20 protein-coding genes are annotated in these 22,789 nt (G+C 31.8%); 10 read left to right on the forward strand and 10 right to left on the reverse strand.

Annotation, left to right across the window (positions count from 1 at the left end; translation table 11 throughout):
• Positions 1-12 precede the first annotated feature (12 nt).
• From EYD46_RS02760 to EYD46_RS02770, 3 genes are all read right to left on the reverse strand, one after another.
• Positions 13-396, reverse strand: a complete 384-nt coding sequence (locus tag EYD46_RS02760; RefSeq protein ID WP_130935518.1) for a hypothetical protein — start codon at positions 394-396, stop codon at positions 13-15.
• Between the two features lie 142 nt (positions 397-538).
• Entirely contained in the window at positions 539-901 is a 363-nt protein-coding gene (locus tag EYD46_RS02765; RefSeq protein WP_130935519.1) for a SnoaL-like domain-containing protein, read from the reverse strand.
• Positions 902-1,124: 223 nt separating this feature from the next.
• Entirely contained in the window at positions 1,125-1,781 is a 657-nt protein-coding gene (locus EYD46_RS02770) for a YceI family protein (protein ID WP_130935520.1), read from the reverse strand.
• A 166-nt stretch (positions 1,782-1,947) separates the two neighbouring features.
• Here EYD46_RS02770 and EYD46_RS02775 point away from each other — a divergent pair, with 166 nt between their 5' ends.
• From EYD46_RS02775 to EYD46_RS02810, 8 genes are all read left to right on the forward strand, one after another.
• Positions 1,948-2,514, forward strand: a complete 567-nt coding sequence (locus EYD46_RS02775; protein ID WP_130935521.1) for a nucleotide exchange factor GrpE — start codon at positions 1,948-1,950, stop codon at positions 2,512-2,514.
• Between the two features lie 9 nt (positions 2,515-2,523).
• Positions 2,524-3,639 carry a molecular chaperone DnaJ gene (dnaJ, locus tag EYD46_RS02780; protein WP_130935522.1) on the forward strand — a complete coding sequence of 372 codons (1,116 nt, stop codon included), beginning with the start codon at positions 2,524-2,526 and terminating at the stop codon, positions 3,637-3,639.
• Between the two features lie 498 nt (positions 3,640-4,137).
• Entirely contained in the window at positions 4,138-5,073 is a 936-nt protein-coding gene (locus EYD46_RS02785; RefSeq protein WP_130935523.1) for an ABC transporter ATP-binding protein, read from the forward strand.
• A 2-nt stretch (positions 5,074-5,075) separates the two neighbouring features.
• Positions 5,076-6,389 (forward strand): ABC transporter permease, encoded by a 1,314-nt coding sequence (locus EYD46_RS02790; RefSeq protein WP_130935524.1) that lies wholly within the window; start codon positions 5,076-5,078, stop codon positions 6,387-6,389.
• A complete protein-coding gene (locus tag EYD46_RS02795) occupies positions 6,389-7,327 on the forward strand; it encodes a mechanosensitive ion channel family protein (protein WP_130935668.1) in 939 nt (312 codons plus the stop codon). Before EYD46_RS02790 ends, EYD46_RS02795 begins: the two co-directional genes overlap by 1 nt.
• A gap of 13 nt (positions 7,328-7,340) precedes the next feature.
• The gene (locus tag EYD46_RS02800; protein WP_229731261.1) at positions 7,341-8,225 is read left to right on the forward strand and encodes a DUF6268 family outer membrane beta-barrel protein; all 885 of its coding nucleotides are present in this window, start codon (positions 7,341-7,343) and stop codon (positions 8,223-8,225) included.
• A 5-nt stretch (positions 8,226-8,230) separates the two neighbouring features.
• The gene (locus EYD46_RS02805) at positions 8,231-9,394 is read left to right on the forward strand and encodes a sigma-54-dependent transcriptional regulator (RefSeq protein WP_130935525.1); all 1,164 of its coding nucleotides are present in this window, start codon (positions 8,231-8,233) and stop codon (positions 9,392-9,394) included.
• Between the two features lie 40 nt (positions 9,395-9,434).
• Positions 9,435-10,286: a PPK2 family polyphosphate kinase gene (locus tag EYD46_RS02810; protein ID WP_130935526.1), complete on the forward strand. Its 852-nt coding sequence runs from the start codon at positions 9,435-9,437 to the stop codon at positions 10,284-10,286.
• 92 nt (positions 10,287-10,378) lie between these two features.
• On the opposite strand, the gene EYD46_RS02815 is transcribed toward EYD46_RS02810, so the two are convergent.
• The 7 genes from EYD46_RS02815 to EYD46_RS02845 form a co-directional block, all read right to left on the reverse strand.
• Complete coding sequence (locus EYD46_RS02815) at positions 10,379-11,944, reverse strand: hypothetical protein (protein WP_130935527.1); 1,566 nt, start codon at positions 11,942-11,944, stop codon at positions 10,379-10,381.
• 62 nt (positions 11,945-12,006) lie between these two features.
• Positions 12,007-12,807, reverse strand: a complete 801-nt coding sequence (locus EYD46_RS02820; RefSeq protein ID WP_130935528.1) for a hypothetical protein — start codon at positions 12,805-12,807, stop codon at positions 12,007-12,009.
• 42 nt (positions 12,808-12,849) lie between these two features.
• Complete coding sequence (locus tag EYD46_RS02825; protein ID WP_130935529.1) at positions 12,850-13,614, reverse strand: peptidase associated/transthyretin-like domain-containing protein; 765 nt, start codon at positions 13,612-13,614, stop codon at positions 12,850-12,852.
• Positions 13,615-13,780: 166 nt separating this feature from the next.
• Complete coding sequence (locus tag EYD46_RS02830; RefSeq protein ID WP_130935530.1) at positions 13,781-14,803, reverse strand: UDP-glucose--hexose-1-phosphate uridylyltransferase; 1,023 nt, start codon at positions 14,801-14,803, stop codon at positions 13,781-13,783.
• A gap of 30 nt (positions 14,804-14,833) precedes the next feature.
• Positions 14,834-15,982 (reverse strand): galactokinase, encoded by a 1,149-nt coding sequence (gene galK / locus EYD46_RS02835; protein WP_130935531.1) that lies wholly within the window; start codon positions 15,980-15,982, stop codon positions 14,834-14,836.
• A gap of 4 nt (positions 15,983-15,986) precedes the next feature.
• Complete coding sequence (locus EYD46_RS02840; protein ID WP_130935532.1) at positions 15,987-16,877, reverse strand: aldose 1-epimerase; 891 nt, start codon at positions 16,875-16,877, stop codon at positions 15,987-15,989.
• Positions 16,878-16,888: 11 nt separating this feature from the next.
• Entirely contained in the window at positions 16,889-17,881 is a 993-nt protein-coding gene (locus EYD46_RS02845; RefSeq protein WP_130935533.1) for a GntR family transcriptional regulator, read from the reverse strand.
• A gap of 136 nt (positions 17,882-18,017) precedes the next feature.
• Between EYD46_RS02845 and EYD46_RS02850 the strand changes: the two genes are divergently transcribed.
• Together EYD46_RS02850 and EYD46_RS02855 are read left to right on the forward strand one after the other, a co-directional pair.
• On the forward strand, positions 18,018-19,679 hold the full coding sequence (locus EYD46_RS02850) for a sodium/sugar symporter (protein ID WP_130935534.1): 1,662 nt from the start codon (positions 18,018-18,020) through the stop codon (positions 19,677-19,679).
• 185 nt (positions 19,680-19,864) lie between these two features.
• On the forward strand, positions 19,865-22,777 hold the full coding sequence (locus tag EYD46_RS02855; RefSeq protein WP_130935535.1) for a glycoside hydrolase family 3 N-terminal domain-containing protein: 2,913 nt from the start codon (positions 19,865-19,867) through the stop codon (positions 22,775-22,777).
• Positions 22,778-22,789: the final 12 nt, after the last annotated feature.

Here is a 22,789-nt window from a genome sequence, read left to right on the forward strand (position 1 = left end):
TTGGTTTCTTTACTATTCTACAATTACCATTTTAAACCTCAAATCGTTAGGCTGAATTTCATTATGCATCATAACACAGGTGTAGCCATCATTACTTGTATCAGTAATCACTACCTTGAATATTTTTCCAACAGCATGCTCATATTTTTTTTGAGATACTTTGCTACATGTAAGTGTAAATTCGCAATCTGATAACCACTTTATATCATTATGTATAATAAGACCAGTAGTGGCATTGGTTTCTATCTGTTCGGCATTGGTTCTGGTAATTCTCCATTCAGAATACAAGATATCATCATACTCAAAATTACCTGTTTTGTAATCTGAACATGATATTTCTTGACCAAAAGTGCTTAGGGAGAATATAGAAAACAGTAAAATAACTAGCTTTCTCATATTACATGGGGTGTTGGTTACTTGTCATAAATATAATACTTTTTTATTAAGTAGGAAAGGTATCACATGTAAATATGATTTTAAGACATAAAAAAGCCTCATTTGTTTTGACAATGAGGCTATCAATTTAAATTTTTAAGATTTACATTGTGTAAAAAAATTGCTCAAAAACAATTTTTCCGTCGTTAACCTCAAATACACAAACTTCTTCCATTTGTTGTCTACCCCTATCTTTAAACGTCACATCGAAACTCATTTTACTTGTAAAATGATTACCAGCAATAATTGGGTCGCTGATGTCGCCACCATGAAACTCAACAACATTATCGAGCCATTGCTTACTTTTTTCGTAAACCTCTTGTTTGCCTGTTACTACTTCCCCGTAAGGAACACCAGGCATTTCTTTACTGGTAACATTATTACCATAAAGTTGTTCAATGCATTCTAAATTTTTCCCCTCTCGACACATTTGTGCCCATTGGTTTGCTACTTCTTGTGTACTCATAATATTTTAGTTGTTTTTGATTGTGCCTTAAAAGTATGGAAATATTAAAAGTAACTATCTTAATAAAATGTTATCATTTAATTAGAATACAAAAGTAGAGAGTGATAATCTTATTAGATAATACTCATAGAATTAACGTAACCATTCTTAAAATATTTGCAATAAAAAAGCCATCTCAATAAGATGGCTTTTACAATTAATTGAGTTAGTCACTACTCTTACATTAAGCTTTCTTTGCTGTAATATTTACTTTAAGTTCAATATCATCATTGATAAACTTATCCCCCAAATCTCCAAAAATAGATTTAGATTTATATTTTATATCCCATTTAGTTCTATCCACAGTAAATGCTTCACTAGTAAGTGTCATAGAATCCTCAGTAGTGCTTACAATAACAGGAAAAGTAATATTTTGTTTAATACCTTTTATAGCTAAGTTACCAGACAGCATGGTTTTTCCATCAACTTCACTTAATCCTGTTACTTCAAAAGCAGCATTAGCATGGTTTTCAACATCAAAAAAATCTGGACTTTTTAAATGTCCGACTAAGTCAGCATTTCCTTTTTTATCAGCAGGAATATCTAAAACGGTAATAGATGTCATATCCGCCAAGAAAGAACCGCTTTCAACATTAGTACCATTCATTTTAATAACTCCAGATTCTAAATTTATAGTACCATTGTGAGATCCTGCAGGTTTAAACCCTTTCCATTCTATGGTAGAAGCACCAGCATCAGCAATATATTTTGTAGCTTCTACTTTAGCTTCAGCGGCAGTTTTCACATCTGAAGTTTCAGCTTCTTTTGCTTTGTCTTTGCATGATGCAAGTGAAATAGATAATGCACTTATAAAAAGTATGATTTTAAGACTTTTTTTCATTATTGTAGTTTTTTTATTAGAATACCAAATGTAATCAATTTGTTTTACAGAATAAAAAAAAAGTTAAACAAAATTTTTGTTAAAAAAAGTTGTGACAATATGGCATTTTAGTAATAATGGCAGTACTTTTGCCAACCAAAATATAGCAGTATTAATTTAATACACGATGAGTAAGAAAAACAAAGAAAAGGATATAAAAACAGAACAATCTAACGGGTTAGAAAACGAGACTGTTGCAGTTGAAGAACAAGATGTTAACGAAGCTACCACTGAAGAACTATCTGCTGAAGATAAATTAAAAGAAGAGTTTCAAAATGAAAAAGATAAGTTTTTACGCTTATTTGCTGAATTTGAAAACTATAAAAAACGCACATCAAGAGAGCGTGTAGAGTTATTTAAAACAGCTGGTAAAGAAATAATGTTAGAGTTATTACCAGTTCTTGATGATTTTGAGCGCGCTTTAACTCATATTGAAGATGATAAAGAAGCAGAAGAATTGCGAAAAGGTGTATTGTTAATTTATCAAAAATTATTATCAACACTAGAGAAAAAAGGACTTTTAGTAGTAGAAGTAGCTCAAGGAGATGTTTTTGATGCCGAAATACATACGGCAATTACACAAATTCCTGCACCAAGTCATGATTTAAAAGGAAAAATTGTTGATGTTGTTGAAAAGGGATATAAGTTAGGGGATACAATTATTCGTTTTCCAAAAGTAGTAGTTGGTCAATAAAACAAAATCATGGCGAAGAGAGATTATTACGAAGTTTTAGGAGTAAGTAAAGGCGCAAGTGCAGGTGAGATAAAAAAGGCTTATAGAAAGAAAGCTATTGAGTTTCATCCTGACAAAAATCCTGATAATAAAGATGCAGAAGCTAAATTTAAGGAAGCAGCTGAAGCGTATGAGATATTAAGTGATGCTGATAAAAAGGCACGTTATGATCAGTTTGGTCATCAAGCTTTTGAAGGTGGTGGCGGCTTTGGCGGAGGCGGTATGAATATGGATGATATCTTTAGCCAGTTTGGAGATATTTTTGGCGGTGCTTTTGGCGGTGGTGGATTCTCTGGATTTGGTGGAGGCGGACAACGTCGTGTAAAAGGTAGTAACCTTCGCATACGTGTTAAGTTAACTTTAGAAGAGATTGCTAATGGTGTAGAGAAAAAAATTAAAGTTAAGCGTAAAATTCAAGCACCAGGCACTTCTTATAAAACATGTTCTACATGTCAAGGTACAGGACAAGTTACCAGAATTACAAATACTATTTTAGGTAGAATGCAAACCTCTGCACCCTGTAATGTATGTGGTGGAGCAGGACAAATTATTGATAAAAAACCTGCCGATGCAGATGCACAAGGTTTAAAAGTGGCCGAAGAAACGGTTTCTATAAAAATACCTGCTGGTGTTGTTGATGGGATGCAACTTAAAGTATCAGGCAAAGGTAATGAAGCTCCTGGCAATGGTATTTCTGGAGATTTATTAGTTGCAATTGAAGAAGTAGAGCATTCTCGATTACAGAGAGAAGGAGACAATCTACACTATGATTTGTATGTTAGTTTTCCAGAAGCAGTATTAGGAACTTCCAAAGAAATTGATACCGTTACAGGTAAGGTTCGTATAAAAGTAGAAGCAGGTGTGCAATCAGGAAAAATTTTACGTTTACGCGGAAAAGGTATTCCAAGTTTGAATGGTTACGGAAAAGGAGATTTGTTAGTTCATGTAAATGTTTGGACGCCTAAAACATTAAATAAAGAACAACGTCAGTTTTTTGAAGAGATGTTAGAAGATGATCATTTTTCCCCAAAACCAGAGAGTTCTGATAAGTCATTCTTTGAAAAAGTAAAGGATATGTTCTCTTAATAAAAATTATTACACAGGTCTTTAAATACAATCAATACCTGTAAATATTTACTTTTTAGGATATAAATTTACTAGTTTCAACTTTAGATTTTCTAGAATATTAATGATAAGATTGAAGATAGTTTAACAGATTAAAAAAAATCCGTAGTAAAATGGAATTTTTTATGTAAGGCGCAACTTATCTTGATAGTTTTGCTATTAGTTAAGAAAAAAAAACTATCTTTGATTATCGCTAATTAATATTAGTGATAATTTTTCTTTTTCATAGCAATTTTTTTCCCATCCTTAGTTTTAATTAAGGATGGGTTTTGTTTTTATAGATAAACCCAATGAGAATCAGTGTTTTTATAGTATTAAGCACTATACGTTTTTGAAATATTAGACCAAAAATAGAAAGTAGTCACTTGTCAATTCTTCCCATATTAATTTACTTGTTTAGAGTTTAACGAACTCATATACATTTAATATCTTTACATTTCTTTTAATTAAAAATTGTGCATGGATAAGCTATTAGAAGTTACTGATGCAAGTAAAAAATTTGGAGATTTTACTGCATTAAACAATGTTTCTATAACTGTACCCAAAGGTAGTATTTACGGACTTTTAGGACCTAATGGAGCAGGGAAAACCACTTTAATTCGAATTATAAATCAAATTACTTTACCAGATTCAGGTTCTGTGATTCTTGATGGAGAGCATTTAAATGAGTCGCATATAAAGGATATTGGTTATTTACCTGAAGAACGCGGTTTGTACAAGTCTATGAAAGTGGGGGAGCAAGCTATGTATTTAGCGCAATTAAAGGGGTTAAGTAAATCAGTAGCTAAAGAGCGACTTCAATATTGGTTTGATAGGTTAGAAATTGGAGACTGGTGGAACAAGAAAATACAAGAGCTATCAAAAGGAATGGCTCAAAAAATACAGTTTGTAGTTACTGTTTTGCATGAACCTAAATTATTAATTTTTGATGAGCCCTTTTCTGGTTTTGATCCAATTAACGCTAATTTAATTAAAGATGAAATTTTAAGGTTACGTGATAACGGTGCTACAGTTATCTTTTCAACACATCGCATGGAATCAGTTGAAGAACTTTGTGATGATATTGCGCTAATTCATAAATCCAATAAAATTTTGGACGGGAAAATTCTCGATGTAAAGCGTGCATATAAATCCAATACATTTGAAGTCGGTATTAATTCTAGTAATAATATTGCCTTAGAAAAGCTATTATCAGATAAATTTGAAACGTCATTGGCAAATTTCAAAACCTTAAACAATGAGTTAAAGTTAAACATTAAAATATCTGAAAATCAATCCTCTAACGATTTGTTGAGTTTTTTAATGTCACAAGGAGAAGTGTCTCATTTTGTAGAACTTATACCTAGTGTTAACGATATTTTTATTCAAACAGTAACCAATAATAACCTGCAGTAATTATGAATCATTTACCACTTATAATAAAGCGTGAATATTTATCTAAGGTTAAGAATAAGTCCTTTATAATAATGACAATTTTAAGTCCTATCATCATGATAGCGCTTATTAGTGTTGTGGCATATTTATCTCAATTAAATAATGACAAGGTGCGAACAATTTCAATTTTGGACGAATCTGGAATGGTTAAAAATCTGTTTAAAAGTACTGAAAATACTACTTATGTTCCGCTTGATGATATGTCTCTTGAAGACGCAAAAACTTTGGTTACCGAGACTTCAGGTTATGGGTTATTATATATAAAGAATGATAAGGGTGTTGAAGCGATTTCAAAAAATATAAAATTTTATTCGGAAGAGTCTCCATCGTTAACAGTGATTTCAAAATTAGAAAATAAATTAGAAAAGCATTTAACATTAATTAATTATAAAAATGTTGGTATTGATGTTGATGAAATAGAAGCTTCAAAAGTAAACGTAGATATATTTCAAGAGAATTTTGTTGGTGAAACATCATCTAAAGTAGATAGCGTTATCAAGCTTATTTTTGGAGGTGCCGCTGGTTATTTACTATTTATGTTTATTATTATTTATGGCAATATGATTATGCGTAGTGTGATTGAAGAAAAGACCAGCCGAATTATTGAAGTTATCGTGTCTTCAGTGAAGCCAGTACAATTAATGTTAGGTAAAATTATAGGAACTTCTCTAGCAGGCCTTACACAATTTGCTATTTGGCTGATTTTGGGGAGTATTTTATTATTCGTGGTTTCCGCTATTTTTGGTATAGATATGGCACAAATGGAAACACCACAGCAAGCCGTAATTCAGCAAGCTATGGAAACTCCAGATGTAAATAATCGAATTCAGGAAGCTTTACAAGGTTTTTTAAATTTGCCTTTAGCTAATTTAATAGTAGCTTTTATACTGTTTTTTATTAGTGGGTATTTATTATACAGTTCGCTTTATGCTGCTATAGGAGCTGCAGTTGATAATGAAACAGATACGCAACAATTTATGTTGCCTATATTAATGCCTCTAATTTTGGCAGTATATATTGGAATCTTTACAGTAATCGAAGACCCACATGGTACGGTATCTACAGTATTTTCATTTATACCTTTTACCTCTCCGGTAGTTATGTTAATGCGTATCCCTTTTGGTGTACCTATTTGGCAACAACTATTATCTTTAGGATTGTTGATTGGCACTTTTGTGTTTACAGTTTGGTTTGCAGCAAAAATCTACAGGGTTGGTATATTAATGTATGGAAAAAAACCTACTTACAAGGAACTCTTAAAGTGGATAAAATACTAATGCAAGAAACATCTAAGGATAACATACGAAGTGAAGTAGGAGCTATAGAAGAGGTATTGCAAGACACCTCTGTAGGGCAAGCAATCCAGGAGTTTCTAAATTTTAAAATTATAGATTTTACTTATGGTACAGGAGCTGATGCACATCAAATAGTACTTAGGGTTAAATATTTGCTTTTGGTTATTTTGGTAATGATACTAACTACCTTTTTATTAAGGTGGGTAAAAAAAATAGTTACCAGAAGACTGCCTCAAGAAGATAAGGTTAAGTTCAATACGGTGTTTTCCTTTACGCGATGGATTATATACCTTATAGTAATGCTTGTAGTTTTTGACGCGAGTGGTTTTAATATCACAGCTATCTTTGCGGCTTCAGCTGCTTTATTAATAGGTGTAGGTTTAGCGCTACAGACGCTTTTTCAAGATATTATTTCTGGGATTTTTATTTTGGTCGATCGTTCTGTTCAAGTAGGCGATATTATAGAATTAGAGGGGAAAGTAGGGCGTGTTGAAGAAATAAAATTACGTACAACTAGAGCTGTAACTATAGATAATAAGGTGCTAATTATACCAAATCATCAATATTTAACCAATAGTTTATATAATTGGACCCAAAATGGTAAAGTTACCAGAGAAAATGTTTCTGTAGGTGTAGCTTATGGTAGTGATGTTAATTTGGTAAAAAAATTGTTGCTTGATGCTGCAAATTCGAATGAAATGGTTTTAAAGCACCCAGCACCAATAGTGTTATTTGAAAATTTTGGAGATAGTGCTTTAGAGTTCAAATTAATATTTACGCTTAATGATAGTTTTATTGGAGTAATTCCTAAAAGTGATATAAGGTTTGAAATAGACCGTTTATTTAGAGAACACAACATTAAAATTCCATTTCCGCAACGAGATATTCATATTGTTTCAAAACCTTTAGAAGATAAATAAACTAAGACATATAATGTTACATAGGTGTAGATGTTTACTAGGTTTATTTCTGCTTTTACTAGGTATGCAACAAGGGTATTGTCAATTAACAGATATTGCTAGACTAGAATACTCTTTTATACCTCAAAGCAATTCTGAGGATGATTACAACAGACTACGAGTACTCTTTAACTATCCCATAGAAACCAAAAAAGACTGTTATTTAGTTGTTGGAGCAGAATATAATAGAGTTATTCTAAACTTAGAAGAAGATTATCCTTTTGATACATCTGCATTGGATAGAATTCATATTATAGATCTAAATTTAGGATATACATTTAAATGGAAAAAAGCATGGCGTGTAGGCTTAAATTTTAATCCTAGAATCGCTTCCACACTCACAACAAGTTTAAGTATGGATGATTTTTTCTTAAATGGAGGACTATTCTTTATAAATGATAGAACTAAAGCTGAGGATATTAACCGTCCTTACCGTCTCATTTTGGGATTAACATATAATGCAACTACTGGGATACCATTTCCATTACCTTTTATTAGTTATTACAGAAAAATAAACTATCGTTGGAGTTTTAATGCGGGAGTTCCAAAATCAAATATAAAATACGCCATAAATACTAAAAATAATTTGCAAGCATTTGTGGCATTAGATGGTTATTTAGCACACATACAAGAGAAATATCCAGTGAATGGAGATATAGCCGATCATATATCATTATCAGTAGCAGTGGGAGGGCTAGGTTATGAATATTTCTTTTCCAAGCATTTGGTAGGATATTTGTATACTGGTTATACATTTAGATTAAATAATGTTTTACGTAATGAAAATAGAGATGAAGTTTTTAAATTAGACGAAATAAATGCCTTCTATTTAAGAACAGGAATAAAATTTAAAATTTAAGGAATATGCCAAAAATATTAATCATTGAAGATGAAGCTGCCATAAGACGTGTACTGGTTAAAATTCTTTCGGAAGAAAGTAATACTTATGAAGTTGAAGAAGCCGAAGATGGTTTAGCTGCAATGGATAAAATAAAGAAGGATGATTTTGATTTGGTGCTTTGCGATATAAAAATGCCAAAAATGGACGGTGTTGAAGTATTAGAAGCTACCAGAAAGATAAAACCAGAGACACCTATTGTTATGATATCGGGTCATGGGGATTTAGATACAGCTGTTAACACTATGCGATTAGGGGCTTTTGATTATATTTCTAAACCACCAGATTTAAATAGACTATTAAATACTGTTAGAAATGCTTTAGACAGAAAGGAACTTGTAGTAGAAAACAAGATACTAAAGAAAAAGGTTAGTAAAAAATATGAGATGATAGGGGAGAGCGACTCCATTACTCAAATTAAAGAAATGATTGATAAGGTAGCTCCAACCGATGCCAGAGTTTTAATTACAGGACCAAATGGAACAGGGAAAGAGCTAGTAGCCCATTGGTTACATGAAAAGAGCGAACGGGTTAAAGGACCAATGATTGAGGTAAATTGTGCTGCTATACCAAGTGAATTAATAGAAAGTGAGTTATTTGGACATGTAAAAGGTGCTTTTACCAGTGCAAATAAAGATAGAGCAGGTAAATTTGAAGCAGCTAATGGCGGTACTATTTTTCTAGATGAAATTGGAGATATGAGTTTGTCTGCACAAGCTAAAGTACTTCGAGCTTTACAAGAAAGTAGAATTCAACGGGTGGGTAGTGATAAAGATATAAAAGTAGATGTAAGAGTAGTAGCGGCCACAAATAAGAATTTAAAAAAAGAAATTGAAGATGGTAAGTTTAGAGAAGATTTATATCATAGACTGGCAGTAATTTTAATTAAAGTACCTGCTTTAAATGATAGACGAGATGATATTCCTCTATTAGTTAATCATTTCTCAAAAAAGATTTCAGATGAACAAGGTACTGCTCAAAAAGGCTTTTCTGATAAGGCGGTAAAGCTATTGCAAGATTATGACTGGACTGGGAATATTCGTGAATTACGAAATGTGATTGAACGCTTAATTATTCTTGGTGGAGCAGAGGTTAGTGAGCAAGATGTGAAATTATTTGCTTCTAAGTAATCTACGATTTCTTATTTTTAATATTTCTAACGCTTAAAATATGAATACTTACAAGGTAACATCTCCAATTACATTAAAAGATACACAAACTAAGGTTGTTATAGCTGATGCTAAGAAGAAATTAAAACATACCAGAAGGGAATTAGGTGCACTTCAAGATACGATATACGCACATGGTAAATATGCGATTTTAATATGTATACAAGGTATGGATACAGCAGGCAAGGATAGTTTAATACGTGAGGTATTTAAAGATTTTAATGTTAGAGGAGTGGAAGTACATAGTTTTAAAGTGCCTACAGAATTAGAATTAAAGCATGATTACTTGTGGAGACACTATATTGCACTGCCTGCAAGAGGAAAGTTTGGTGTTTTTAATAGAACGCACTATGAAAATGTATTAGTAACCCGAGTGCATCCTGGCTATATCATGGGCGAAAATATTCCTGGGATTGATTCAGTAAATGCTATTGATGATGTGTTTTGGGAAAAGCGCTTTGAACAAATAAATAATTTTGAAAAACATGTAGCTGAAAATGGTACTTTAATTTTTAAGTTCTTTTTAAACCTATCAAAAGATGAACAAAAATTTAGGTTGTTACGGCGTTTAAATAAAAAAGAGAAAAATTGGAAGTTCTCCGCTGGCGATTTAAAAGAGCGTAAACTTTGGGACGACTACCAAAAATGTTACGAGGAGGCTATAAATAAAACCTCTAAACCGCATGCACCTTGGTACACCATACCAGCAGACGATAAACCTAGTGCCAGATTAATTGTGGCACAAATATTATTAGATGCTTTAAAGCAATACGATGATATTAAGGAACCAGAATTAGATGATGAAACTAAAGCTAATTTAAATTTATATAAAGCACAGCTAGAAGGAGAGTAGTTGGTGTTTTGATGTCAGATTTATTTTACCAAATCTTTTAAATTCAAGATCTTTTAAAAATTTACTTTGCGGCGCTAATCTTATAAACTAGCTTAGTTGTCTTCAGGGAAAGTAACGTGTTGATAAGCACCAATATCTGGACTTGCTGTTCTACTAACATTTAAAATATCATTAGGCACTTGGCTTGCAAAAGTTGAGTTACCTTGTCCGTTACCAGCTGAGTCATCTCCAATAATTAACATGCTATTATTAGGATCCTTAAAATCAGGATCTTGATTAAAAATCATATTTTCATATAATGATGCATTATCAAAATCATAATTAGCTCCAGAAAAATTATTATTTCTATCTTCAAATCGAGCTAGACAATTGGTAAACTTAAAGTTAAAATCTACTGCATCATCTTCAACTTCATCTAAAAGAAATTCTGGATTGTCATTTCCATAAATAATACAGTTGTTAAAGTTGGCCTCAACTAAATCAGTAACAATTGCTGTTTCATTTTCATCAACAATAAAATTATTAATTAATAGAGCAGGCAAAGGTCTAGGGCCAGCTTGCCAGTAATTTGCAATAGTACAATGTGTGAAATTGTATTTCCCTCCAAAGGTTGTTGCTAAAGCAGATTGTCCTGCGTTGTTTAATACTAAATTTTCGCCTGTTATAGATGTATTTCTTCCTAATAAACCAAAACTACCTGAATTATAAATTTGAGAATTTGTTATGGTTAACTTATCGTCAGTTGCATCCGCATTACCGTCACATAAAATACCAACTAAAGCATTTTTGATGGTAACATAATTGAATGTGTTATTTATACTGCCTTCTAATAACCAAATAGTTCCCCATTGTCCAGGTCTGTTAGAGAAACTAGGTTCTAATCTATCACCTTCCATGATTACTTCATTTTCCAGTAATTCTTGATCTGTACTAAAATTACCATTTACATTTATAGAAGCTCCAGGCTGTACTATAATACCAGAGTTTTCATGAAAATGTAACCTAGATCCAGCTTCAATAGTTAGTGTTTCTCCTTCAGGAACAGCTGCAAAACCATATATAACATAGGGCTTCTCATTAGTTAATGTAAGTTCTTCGGGAAGTAGCTCTCTTCCTGGTAAATTCGTTTCAATTTGCTCATCATCTATATTTAATATGAGTGTTTCTACAATCTTGGTTGTGTTATCTCTGTCTGGAAAAATAAATACAGCATCTTTAACCAAAGTAACTAATTCCACTTCTTGTAGATTAGCTCCAGAATCAAACGCAATTACATCAGTATAAAGCATTTCATTTGATGTAATTGGAGTAATATCTGTATTAAAAGTAGTTTCAACAAAAATAAACATACTGTCTTTGGCCAGTAACTCTATATTTTCGAAAACTTTTCCAGGAATACCATCCACACTTAGTCTATATTGAGAATTCTCTCCACGCCCTAGCGCTAAGGTTGGTATAACAATATCATCATCACTTCTATTATAGACTTTAAGGTTATAAGTACTTGAGCCAATATTTTTAAAAATAGTATCTAAGTAAACTGTGTCTCTAGAAAATTCTAAACTTCCAGTGCTTGCTGAAAACTCAAAATCCTTCCTGCAAGAACTCCATAATATTAAAAAACTAATGGAAAGTATAATGTATGTGAGGCGTTTCATTCTATCTAAAAAATAATTGATGGCTAAAAATATAACTTTTGAAATGAAGAATTAGTATAATATTAGTTTTTTAGCTGCAATGAATCTTTAGAAGATTCAAAGGTTTCTGTTATTTTTAAAAAGTGTTTGCTGAAATTAACCATAGAATCTAATAAAATCACTTTGTTTTCTTTTTGAATTAAATCTTTATTAAGGTTCCTACTTTCACAATAATCTAAAAATAAGAGTGCATATTTTTCTGGGATATTTAAATCTTCTTTGATCAATTTTAAATTGAATAAATCATCTTTTTTAAATAAAGAATCCAGGTCTTTATGAGTAATATACTCTACAGGTTTAGCTTTATTTTTCTTTTTAAAGAGCTTTCCTATCATTTTTGCAATTGCAACAAAATTCATTCCACTAGAATATGATGATTGTGGTATATAGAGTTGCATATTCTTTTTCATATCTCTTTCCAAAGCACGTTCAGCATTTTGCGTATATTCAAGAGGATTAAAATCCTCATTATCGTCGCTTATAATAACTTCTCCTAGCGCATTGACAGACTTTTGTAATTCAAAAACCACGATATCTTCAAAATCATTTTCTTTCAATTTTACCATTTTAGAATGATGAAATAAAGATTCAAACAATAATGTGTCATTAACAACAGCAGAAATCATAAAATCTCCTTCATTATTAGTAAAAGTCAATGTCTTTTGATTGATATTGTAGACCTTTATTCCTTTTACAGTAGTCTCATTATCGTAAACTTTACCAGTAATAGTTTGTGAAAACAGACTAATAGGAAGAAAAACTAGAATGACAAATTTGGTAATATAATGTAGTTTTATGTATGATGCGTAGCTGTATTGCTTCATTCAATAAAAATATAACTTTTGAAACTAAGAATTCATAAAATATTATTTTTTTATGAGCAACGAATCTTTAGATGTTTTAAAAGTTTCAGTTATTTTTAAAAATGCCCTACTAAATTCAACAAGAGAATCTAATAAAATCACTTTATGATGCTCAGAGATGAGTTCTTTGTTTAAATTTTTAGTCTCGCAGTAATCTAAAAATAGATGTGCATATTCCTCTGGAATTTTTAAATCTTGATTCAATAATCTTAAATCGAAAAAATCATCGTTTTTGAATAAGGAATCTAAGTGTTTATAACTTAAATATTCAATGGGTTTTGGTTTATATTTATTTTTCTTTTTAAAAAGTTTTATTGCCATGCCTACTAAGCCCAATATATTAGCTCCACCAGAATAAGCAGACTCTGGTTTATACAAATGTGGATTGTTTTTTATGTCGTTAGCAAGTTGCAAGCCAGTAGCATTTGTATATTTTTCAGGGTTAAACACCTTATTTTTTTCACTACTTAATAATACTTCTCCAAGTTCATTCACTAATTTTTTTAATTCAAAGACTGTTATACTTTCAAAATCTGTTTGTTGTATTGTAACTTGTTTTGGATGATGGAATAAAGATTCAAATAATAGAGTATCATTTACTGAAGCTTGCATAGAGAATTCTCCTATGTCATCTGTATATGTTTTTGTTTGTTTACTGATGTTATAAACTTTAATACCTTTTACAGTAGCTTGATGGTCATAAACTTTTCCTTTTAAATTTTGAGAAAGAATGCTTAAAGGGAATAGGTAGAGAATGAGATATTTCACGAATTTAGACAACTAGTTTCGTCCAAATTAAAGTTATTTATAGCGTACCGCTGCATGCATTAAGATACTTTAACAGCTATTTTAATGAACTCTTAACATATTAAAATGTAAAACCCGATAAATTTTATATTTATCGGGTTTTGTTACAATTGTATTTAGTGGTAGTTTATAGTAATGCTTTTATCATTTTTACTGCGCTTTCTGGTGTAATATCTCGTTGCGGTGTGCCAAACATTTCATAACCTACCATAAACTTTTTAACTGTTGCACTTCTTAAGAGTGGAGGATAAAAACTCATATGCCAATGCCAATGGGAATTGTCGTTACCATCAGTTGGAGATTGATGTATCCCTGCTGAATAAGGGAATGAGGTATTAAAAATCTTATCGTAAGCTTTTGTTAAAACGACTATTGCGTCTGCATACTGAAGTGTTTCATCGTCATTCATTTCAGCAATACTTGTCATATGTCTTTTGGGAGCAATCATCGCTTCAAAAGGCCAAACAGCCCAAAACGGTACTAGTACTACAAAGCTGTCGTTTTCATAAATAATACGTTCTTTCTTATCTAGTTCTTGCAATAAATAATCGCCTAGCAAACTATTTTTGTTTTTAGAAAAATAGTTGAACTGTTGGGTGTTCTTTTTATGTACCTCGTTTGGTAGGGTAGACTGACTCCAAATTTGCCCATGTGGGTGCGGATTACTACATCCCATCACGGCACCTTTATTTTCAAAGATTTGAACATAATTTATTTTTGGGTTTGCTCCTAATGCTTTATACTCTTCTTGCCAAGCATAAACTACTTTTTGAATGTCTTTTGGGGGCATATCAGCTAAGCTTTTGGAATGATTTGAGCTAAAGCAAATTACTTTACAAATGCCTGTTTCACTTTCAGCAATTAAAAGCCCGTCATTAACCTCAAAATCTGGGGAGTCACTTTGTAATGCTGCAAAATCATTAGTAAAAATAAATACATCTTCGTATTTTGGATTTACTTCTCCATTAATTCTGGTGTTCCCTGCACATAAATAACAATTTTCATCATATTCTGGTCGTTTGTCATTATTAACAGTTTCATTTTGTCCTTGCCATGGGCGTTTGGCACGATGTGGTGATACTAAAACCCATTCTCCTGTTAGAATATTAAAACGTTTATGTGAGTAATCTTGTAAATACGAGTTTTTCATTTTTTTAGAATAGCGTATTGTGGATTTTGTTTAATTTACAATATGTGTTCCATCAGATAATTCAATAAAATATACTGAACATTCTTTGTTGAATTTTTTCTTGTATGCTTTAGAAGCTATATCAGCAAAGTTTTTAGCTTCGTTTTTTGCTATTAGGTTTATAGTACATCCACCAAAACCTCCACCCATCATTCTTGCTCCCAAAACAAGTTTGTTCTTTTTTGCTTGAGCTACTAAAAAGTCTAACTCATCGCAGCTTACTTTAAACTGGTCTGATAAGCCTGCATGAGATTGGTAAATTAATCTTCCCAATTTTTCTAGGTCGCCATTTTCAATAGCTTTAGCAGCTTTTAAAGTGCGCTCGTTTTCTTGGATAACATATAATGCCTTTTGATAATTTGATGGTGTTACTTTATCAATTATTTTTTCTAGGTCCGATTCGGTTGCATCTCTAAGGGCTTTTATACCTAATAGCTCTGAAATATTTTCACAAGCTGAACGTCTATCGTTATACGCACTATCAGATAAGCTATGCTTAACGTTTGTGTTAATAAGTATAAGCTGGTGGTCTTTAAAATTTATTTCATATGGTTTAGATTCAACGGTTCTACAGTCTAAATGCAGTGCATTGTTTTTAACACCAAACATACTAGCATACTGATCCATGATACCACATTTTACACCAACATAATTGTGTTCTGCTTTTTGTGAAATCAATATCATATCATGTTTAGATAAGCCTAAATCAAATACCTCATTTAACCCATAAACCACACTGTTTTCTAGAGCAGCAGAAGAAGACATGCCAGCACCACTAGGAATATCGCCTTTAAAAACAATATTGAAATCGCCTATAACTATATTTCTATTTTGTATCTCAGCAACCACACCAAACACATAATTTTCCCAACTACCTTCTTTGGAGGGTTTTAGCTTATCGAGTTCAAAATCAACAGTACTATTTAAATCTAAAGCAATTGCAGTAGAGTAACCAGAATCGCTTTTTTGAATTGCCGCAGCAATTCCTTTATCAACTGCAGCTGGGAAAACAAACCCATCATTATAATCAGTATGTTCGCCGATGATATTTATTCTTCCTGGGGAGAAAATTAATAAGGGATCGGTTTTAAAGGTTTTTGTAAATGTATTTTTTACATCTTTAATTAGTAAAGTACTCATTGATTTAGTTGTTATTAATTTTTAAAGACCAAGTGATATTGTATGTTTCATTTGGCTGTAAAGTTTCTAAGCCAATTTTATTATTGAAGCTATCAGAGACACCAGTGGTTGGCTCTATAGCAATGGTGTTTTTTCTTGGAGGTGTATATAGTTGTAAAAAATTATTGCCTCCTGTACTATTAAACTTTAAGTTGTATTTAGGGGTCTTAAACATCATACTGTCAGAGTTTAATATCCAACAATCATCAAAAAAACTATCTTTTATTTGAAGAGGATTGTTGTTTTTATTGAGCGTTGTCCCAGTAGTAATATTACGAGGTCCTAAAGTTATTTTTTCACTGCTTTCAAAGTTCATGTAACTATCAAATAAGTTGGCACTTGTAAAATAAGGATGCCACCCTAGAGTAAAAGGAAAAACTTTTGTATCAGTATTTTCAATAGATACTTTTACATCTACACCTGTTTGCTTAAACACATACTCTAGTCTTATTGTATAGGTATATGGAAATCCAATAGAATTATTTTTTTCAACATATTCTAAAGTTACTGAGGCCTTATCTTTTGTGGTTTCTTTATGAATAACATCAAAAGTTTTATCAAATACTAATCCATGTAATGCGTTTTGTTCTTCGGCTTGATTCTTTTTAAACTGATACGTTTTTCCGTTAAACTCATATTTTCCATCTTTTATTCTGTTGGCAAAAGGAAATAAGATAGACGAAGCATAGGTGTTACTGTATGGTAAAGGGTTTAGGTCTTGAATAATTTTATGACTATCAAGTATAAGTTCTTGAAGACTTGCACCTTGATCTAGTTGAATTTTGCCATATACAGAAGTGTCTGAATTTGAAACTTCTAAAATGTTTAATTTTTTGTTATGGTTGATTTTGTACACTGAATTGAATTTTAAAGTGAATGTCTTAAAATAAGACGGTTTGGGTTTTCAATATGTTGATTTTCATTGTTTTGTATCATTTCTGCTAATCGCTTTCCCATAGCAGTGAAATCTGTTGAAATTGTAGTAATACCTCCTTCTACAATTTCTTTTAGTAGCGTATCGTTATATGAAATGATTCCTATATCTTCTGCTAGTTTATATTGTTTTGACTTCATCTTTTTGATGATTTGAAGTAATTGCTTATCCTCAGGTACAATATATAACTCACCCTTTTCAGGAGTTTTATCTTGCATAGCATCTAAAATAGAATATGGGATATTGTATTTTTTACAAAATTTAATAAAACCTTCTTTCATATCCACAGGTTGCTTATCTGGAGAAAATATTAAAAGCAATTTGCGATACTTTTTTATTAAAGCTACAGCCTTTTCTAAATTAGTATATATATCCTTTGCAAAATTTTGATAAATACCAGAATAATGCTGTAAATCTTTAGGCATTTGATCTAAAACATAAACTTTGTCTTCTGGTAGCTTTTGAAGTGTTTCTGAGGTTCTATCTAGATTTGCAGGCATTATAACGTAATGATTATAATTCCCTATGTTGTTTTTAATTACATTTTTAAAAACATTGAGGTTAAAGTGATGAAAATAGATGTCTACTTCAATATGACTATTTAGATTATTGATGAAAGCACTATATAAGTCTTCTTTAAAGGAATTTAGCTCATCAAAGAGTAAAAACACCTTTTGCTTTATCTTAATATTTTCACTAGTAACGTAGTAACCTTTCCCAACTACTGATTGAATTACACCTCGACTTTTCAAATCATTAAAAGCCATAAAAACAGTATCTCGAGATAAATTATGCTTTTCTTTTATCGCATTTATAGAAGGTATTTGATCTCCTTTTTTTAATTCTCCTTGCGTGATCGCTTTTTCTATTGAAAAAACAATCTGCTGGTATTTAGGAGTACTTATTTTAGTGTTTATCTCAATCATAATAGTTGGTGTAAAAATACAAATAAAATTCATAAAACCTACTAGACCCTACTAGTTGGTGTTTGTTTTATTTTTTATGTTGTTTAGACTTTAAATCTATATATTTGAATCTTTAACTAACCAAATTAAATAATTTATGACTTCAGGATTTGATACTTGGGATTATGTGGTTTTTATTGCTTACGCCATTTTAATTTTAGGAGTAGGTTTATGGGTATCTAGGGATAAGAAAGGACACCAAAAAAACGCAGAAGATTATTTTCTGGCGAGTAAATCCTTGCCTTGGTGGGCCATAGGGGCTTCATTAATTGCTGCAAATATATCAGCAGAACAATTTATTGGAATGTCGGGTTCTGGTTTTGCATTAGGTTTAGCTATAGCGTCTTACGAGTGGATGGCTGCTTTAACTTTAATTATAGTTGGTAAATACTTTTTGCCAATTTTTATAGAGAAAGGGTTGTATACTATTCCAGAGTTTGTTGAAAAACGCTTCTCAACAACCTTAAAAACAATTCTTGCTTGTTTTTGGTTAGCATTATATGTCTTTATAAACTTAACCACTGTATTATATTTAGGAGGTTTGGCTATTCAAACCATATTAGGAGTAGATATATTATATGCAATGATTGGTTTAGCATTATTTGCAGCAGCATATTCACTATATGGAGGATTGTCAGCTGTAGCTTGGACAGATGTTATTCAGGTAGTTTTCTTAGTCTTAGGGGGTGTTGTAACTACATATTTAGCTCTTAATACAGTAGCAGATGGAGAAGGGGTGTTAGCAGGCTTTAATAAGGTAATAGAAGCAGCTCCAGAAAAATTCCATATGGTACTAGATGAGTTTAATAGTGATGGCACTAAGAATAAAAACTATTTGGATTTACCTGGGGTTTGGGTATTAATTGGTGGATTGTGGGTTGCTAATATTTATTATTGGGGCTTCAATCAGTATATTATTCAAAGAACACTAGCAGCAAAATCATTAAAGGAATCTCAAAGAGGGATTCTGTTGGCTGCTGCACTAAAGTTAATTATTCCTTTAATTGTTGTAGTTCCAGGTATTGCAGCTTATGTAATGGTTAATGATCCAGAGATTATGGCAAGAATGGGGGAAATTGGACAAATGAATTTGCCATCAGCAGATAAAGCAGATAAAGCCTACCCTTGGCTACTTCAATTTTTACCTACAGGACTTAAAGGTGTCGCATTCGCTGCACTTGCAGCCGCTGTGGTTTCATCGTTAGCTTCAATGTTGAATTCGACATCTACTATATTCACTATGGATATTTATAAACAATATTTTGATAAAGGAGCAAGTGATAAAAAGACTGTAAATGTAGGTAGGATTTCTGCTGCAATTGCTTTAGTTATAGCTGTTTTAATTGCACCTTTGCTAGAAGGTTCAGATCAGGTGTTTCAAGATATTCAAGAGTATACAGGTATGGTAAGCCCGGGTATTTTAGCAGTATTTTTATTAGGTTTATTTTGGAAAAAAACCACAAATATTGGTGCTATATTTGGTGCTATATTATCTATTCCAATTGCTTTTGTTTTAAAGATTTTGCCTCAAAAAGTGGATGCTTTTTATTGGCTTGCACCGTGGATGCATCAAATGGGAATTACCACGTTAATGACTATTGTAGTCATTATAATAGTTAGTTATTTAAATAATAAGGGAAGGGATGACGAAAAAGGTATTTATTTTTCGAAAGACCTTTTCAAAACGACTCCATTGTTTAATATTGGCTCTTTTGTTGTGATGTTAATCTTAGCATTTTTATATACCAAGTTCTGGTAAAATCAAAATAACAAACCATAAAACATATAAAAGCCTCGCAATTTGCGAGGCTTTTATAATTTTAATTCCGAAAGACTCTGTTTATACTTAAAACAACCTTAAAGTATTTTCCTCTTTTTTTTAAAAGTAGTATTTTGGCATGATTATTAATTAGTTATTTAATAATTGTATTTAATTAATCCCCTATGCGCCATATCTTTTATATCCTATGTTTCTTCTCATGTATACTACATGCACAAGAATCTATTTATCCATTGCAGACAACAGATGTTGAAGATCAAACAAAATGGGTAGATAGTATCTATAATTCAATGTCTTTAAAAGAGAAGGTAGGGCAGTTGTATATGGTTCAGGTAATGTCTAATCAGAATACTGCTACAAAAAATAAAATTGTAAGCCTTATACATAAACATCACATTGGAGGCATTATATATTCTAATGGTGGTCCCTACAGACAGGCTAGATTAAATAACGAATTACAAGCAGTATCTAAAATACCAATGCTTATAGGTATGGATGCGGAATGGGGTTTAAGTATGCGTTTGGATTCAACTTATGCTTTTCCATATAATATGGCTTTAGGTGCTACTAAAGATAATAACTTAGTTAAGCAAACTGGTAGGCAAGTTGGCGAGCACTGTAAACGTTTAGGGGTTCATTTTAATTTCGCTCCAGTTGTAGATATTAATACCAACCCTAAAAATCCAATAATAGGGAACCGCTCTTTTGGAGAGGATAGAGATAACGTTACCGAAAAGGCATTAGCCTTTATGGAAGGTATGCAAAGCACAGGAGTATTGGCAAACGCTAAACATTTCCCAGGTCATGGAGATACCGAAACAGATTCGCACCTCACTTTACCTACGATTAATTTTAATGCAAAACGAATTGATTCAGTAGAACTTTATCCTTATAAGAAACTAATTAAAAAAGGCTTATCTAGTGTAATGGTAGCTCATTTAAATGTACCTAGTTTAGAGTCTAGAGAAGGCTATCCGTCATCGCTTTCAAAACATATAGTTACTGATATTTTAAAAGACTCTCTTGGTTTTAAAGGGCTTATTTTTACAGATGCCTTAACCATGAAAGGTGCTGCAGATTTTGATGATACAGGAGATATTGATTTAGCTGCATTCAAGGCAGGAAATGATGTTATGTTAATGTCTGAAGATGTGGGAATTGGTGTATCAAAAATAATTGCAGCTTATAATAATAAAGAAATAACAGAAGAGCGACTAGCACATTCAGTGAAAAAAATATTAATGGCTAAATACAAGGTAGGTCTTTATAATTATGAGCCTATTGGTTTGTATGGTTTAGGTAAAGATTTAAATCGTTTAGAGGATGATACTCTTTCAGAAACCCTGTATGAAAATGCCATTACATTGATTAAAAATGAATCTGATTTATTACCATTAAAACGTTTAGAAACTAAAACAATAGCTTATGTTGGTTTAGGCGATGATAATGGTATGCCTTTTTTTAGTGAATTAAAGAAATATACCAAAGTACATCATATAAAGGCTGATAAACTTGATGAGTTGATTACTAAGTTGAAATCATATAATACAGTCATCATAGGATTCCATCGTTCTGATGAAAATCCATGGAAAGCCCATAAGTTTACTAATGAAGAATTAGTGTGGCTTTATGAAATAGCAAGAGCGCATGATGTAGTACTAAGTGTATTTGTTAAACCTTATGCTTTAGACGATATAAAAACTTTTGAAAATATAGAAAGTGTTGTAGTGAATTATCAAAACAATAAAATTGCACAACAAAAGTCAGCTCAACTTATATTTGGCGCTATTCCTTCTCAAGGGAAATTACCAGTTTCAATTGGTCAGTTTTTTAAATCGGGAGAAGGCATTGAAAACAATTCTATAAAGCGATTAGGTTATACTGTTCCAGAGCGCGTTGGGATGAGTTCAGAAAAATTAATGAAAGTAGATTCTATTGCTAAAGTTGCAGTAGACTCTATGATGACACCCGGTATACAACTATTAATAGCAAGAAAAGGTAAAGTAATTTACAACAAGAATTTTGGTAAGCATATTTATAACGGCAAGCAAAACGTTTCTTTTGATGATATTTATGATGTGGCATCTTTAACTAAAATTTTAGCGACATTACCTTTGGTTATGGAATTGGAGGAAAAAGGCATACTATCACTTAACAGCACATTATCAGAATTACTACCTGAATACAAAGATTCGAATAAAGCAGATATTACCATTAAGCAAATGCTATCTCACTATGCAAGACTGCGTCCTTGGGAGCCATTTTATTATCACACTTTAGACTCTGTGACTAAACAACCTAGTGGAAAATATTATCGCAAAGAAAAGAGTAAAAAATTCAATATTGAAGTTGCTAAAAATTTATATTTACGATCTGATTATCAGGATTCTATTCAGAAAATAATCAAAGAATCGGAGCTTTTAGATCGTCTGCGTTATAGGTATAGTGATTTTCCTTATTATATTTTAAAGAAATTTATTGAGGGGCATTACGACAAAGGTCTTGATGAGTTGGTACAAACCCATTTTTATCAATCACTTGGCGCAAACTATACTATGTATAATCCCTATAGGAAAATAAGTAATCAGCATATTGTACCTACTGAGGTTGATGATTATTATCGTCATCAAAAAATACAAGGTTATGTGCACGATATGGGTGCGGCAATGCAAAATGGAGTTGGTGGGCATGCTGGTGTATTTAGTAATGCAAATGATGTGGCAAAGCTTATGCAAATGTATTTGCAAAAGGGATTTTATGGAGGAAAACGCTATTTGAGTCCTGTAACTATTGATAAATTTAATACGTGCTATTACTGTAGTGATGATAATAGAAGAGGAGTGGGATTTGATAAACCACAATTAGATGAAGAAGGACCTACGTGTGGTTGTATTTCGATGACAAGTTTTGGGCATTCTGGTTTTACAGGAACTTATGCTTGGGCTGACCCTGAAGAGGAAATAGTATATGTGTTTTTAGCTAATAGAACATACCCTCATGCAGGAAGTAATCGTTTGTTAAAAGAAAATATAAGAACAGAAATTCAGCGCTTTATTTATGAAGCAATTTTGGATTAATAGATAAGATAT

This window comes from Hyunsoonleella pacifica, from assembly GCF_004310335.1.
Classification (GTDB): Bacteria; Bacteroidota; Bacteroidia; order Flavobacteriales; family Flavobacteriaceae; genus Jejuia; species Jejuia pacifica.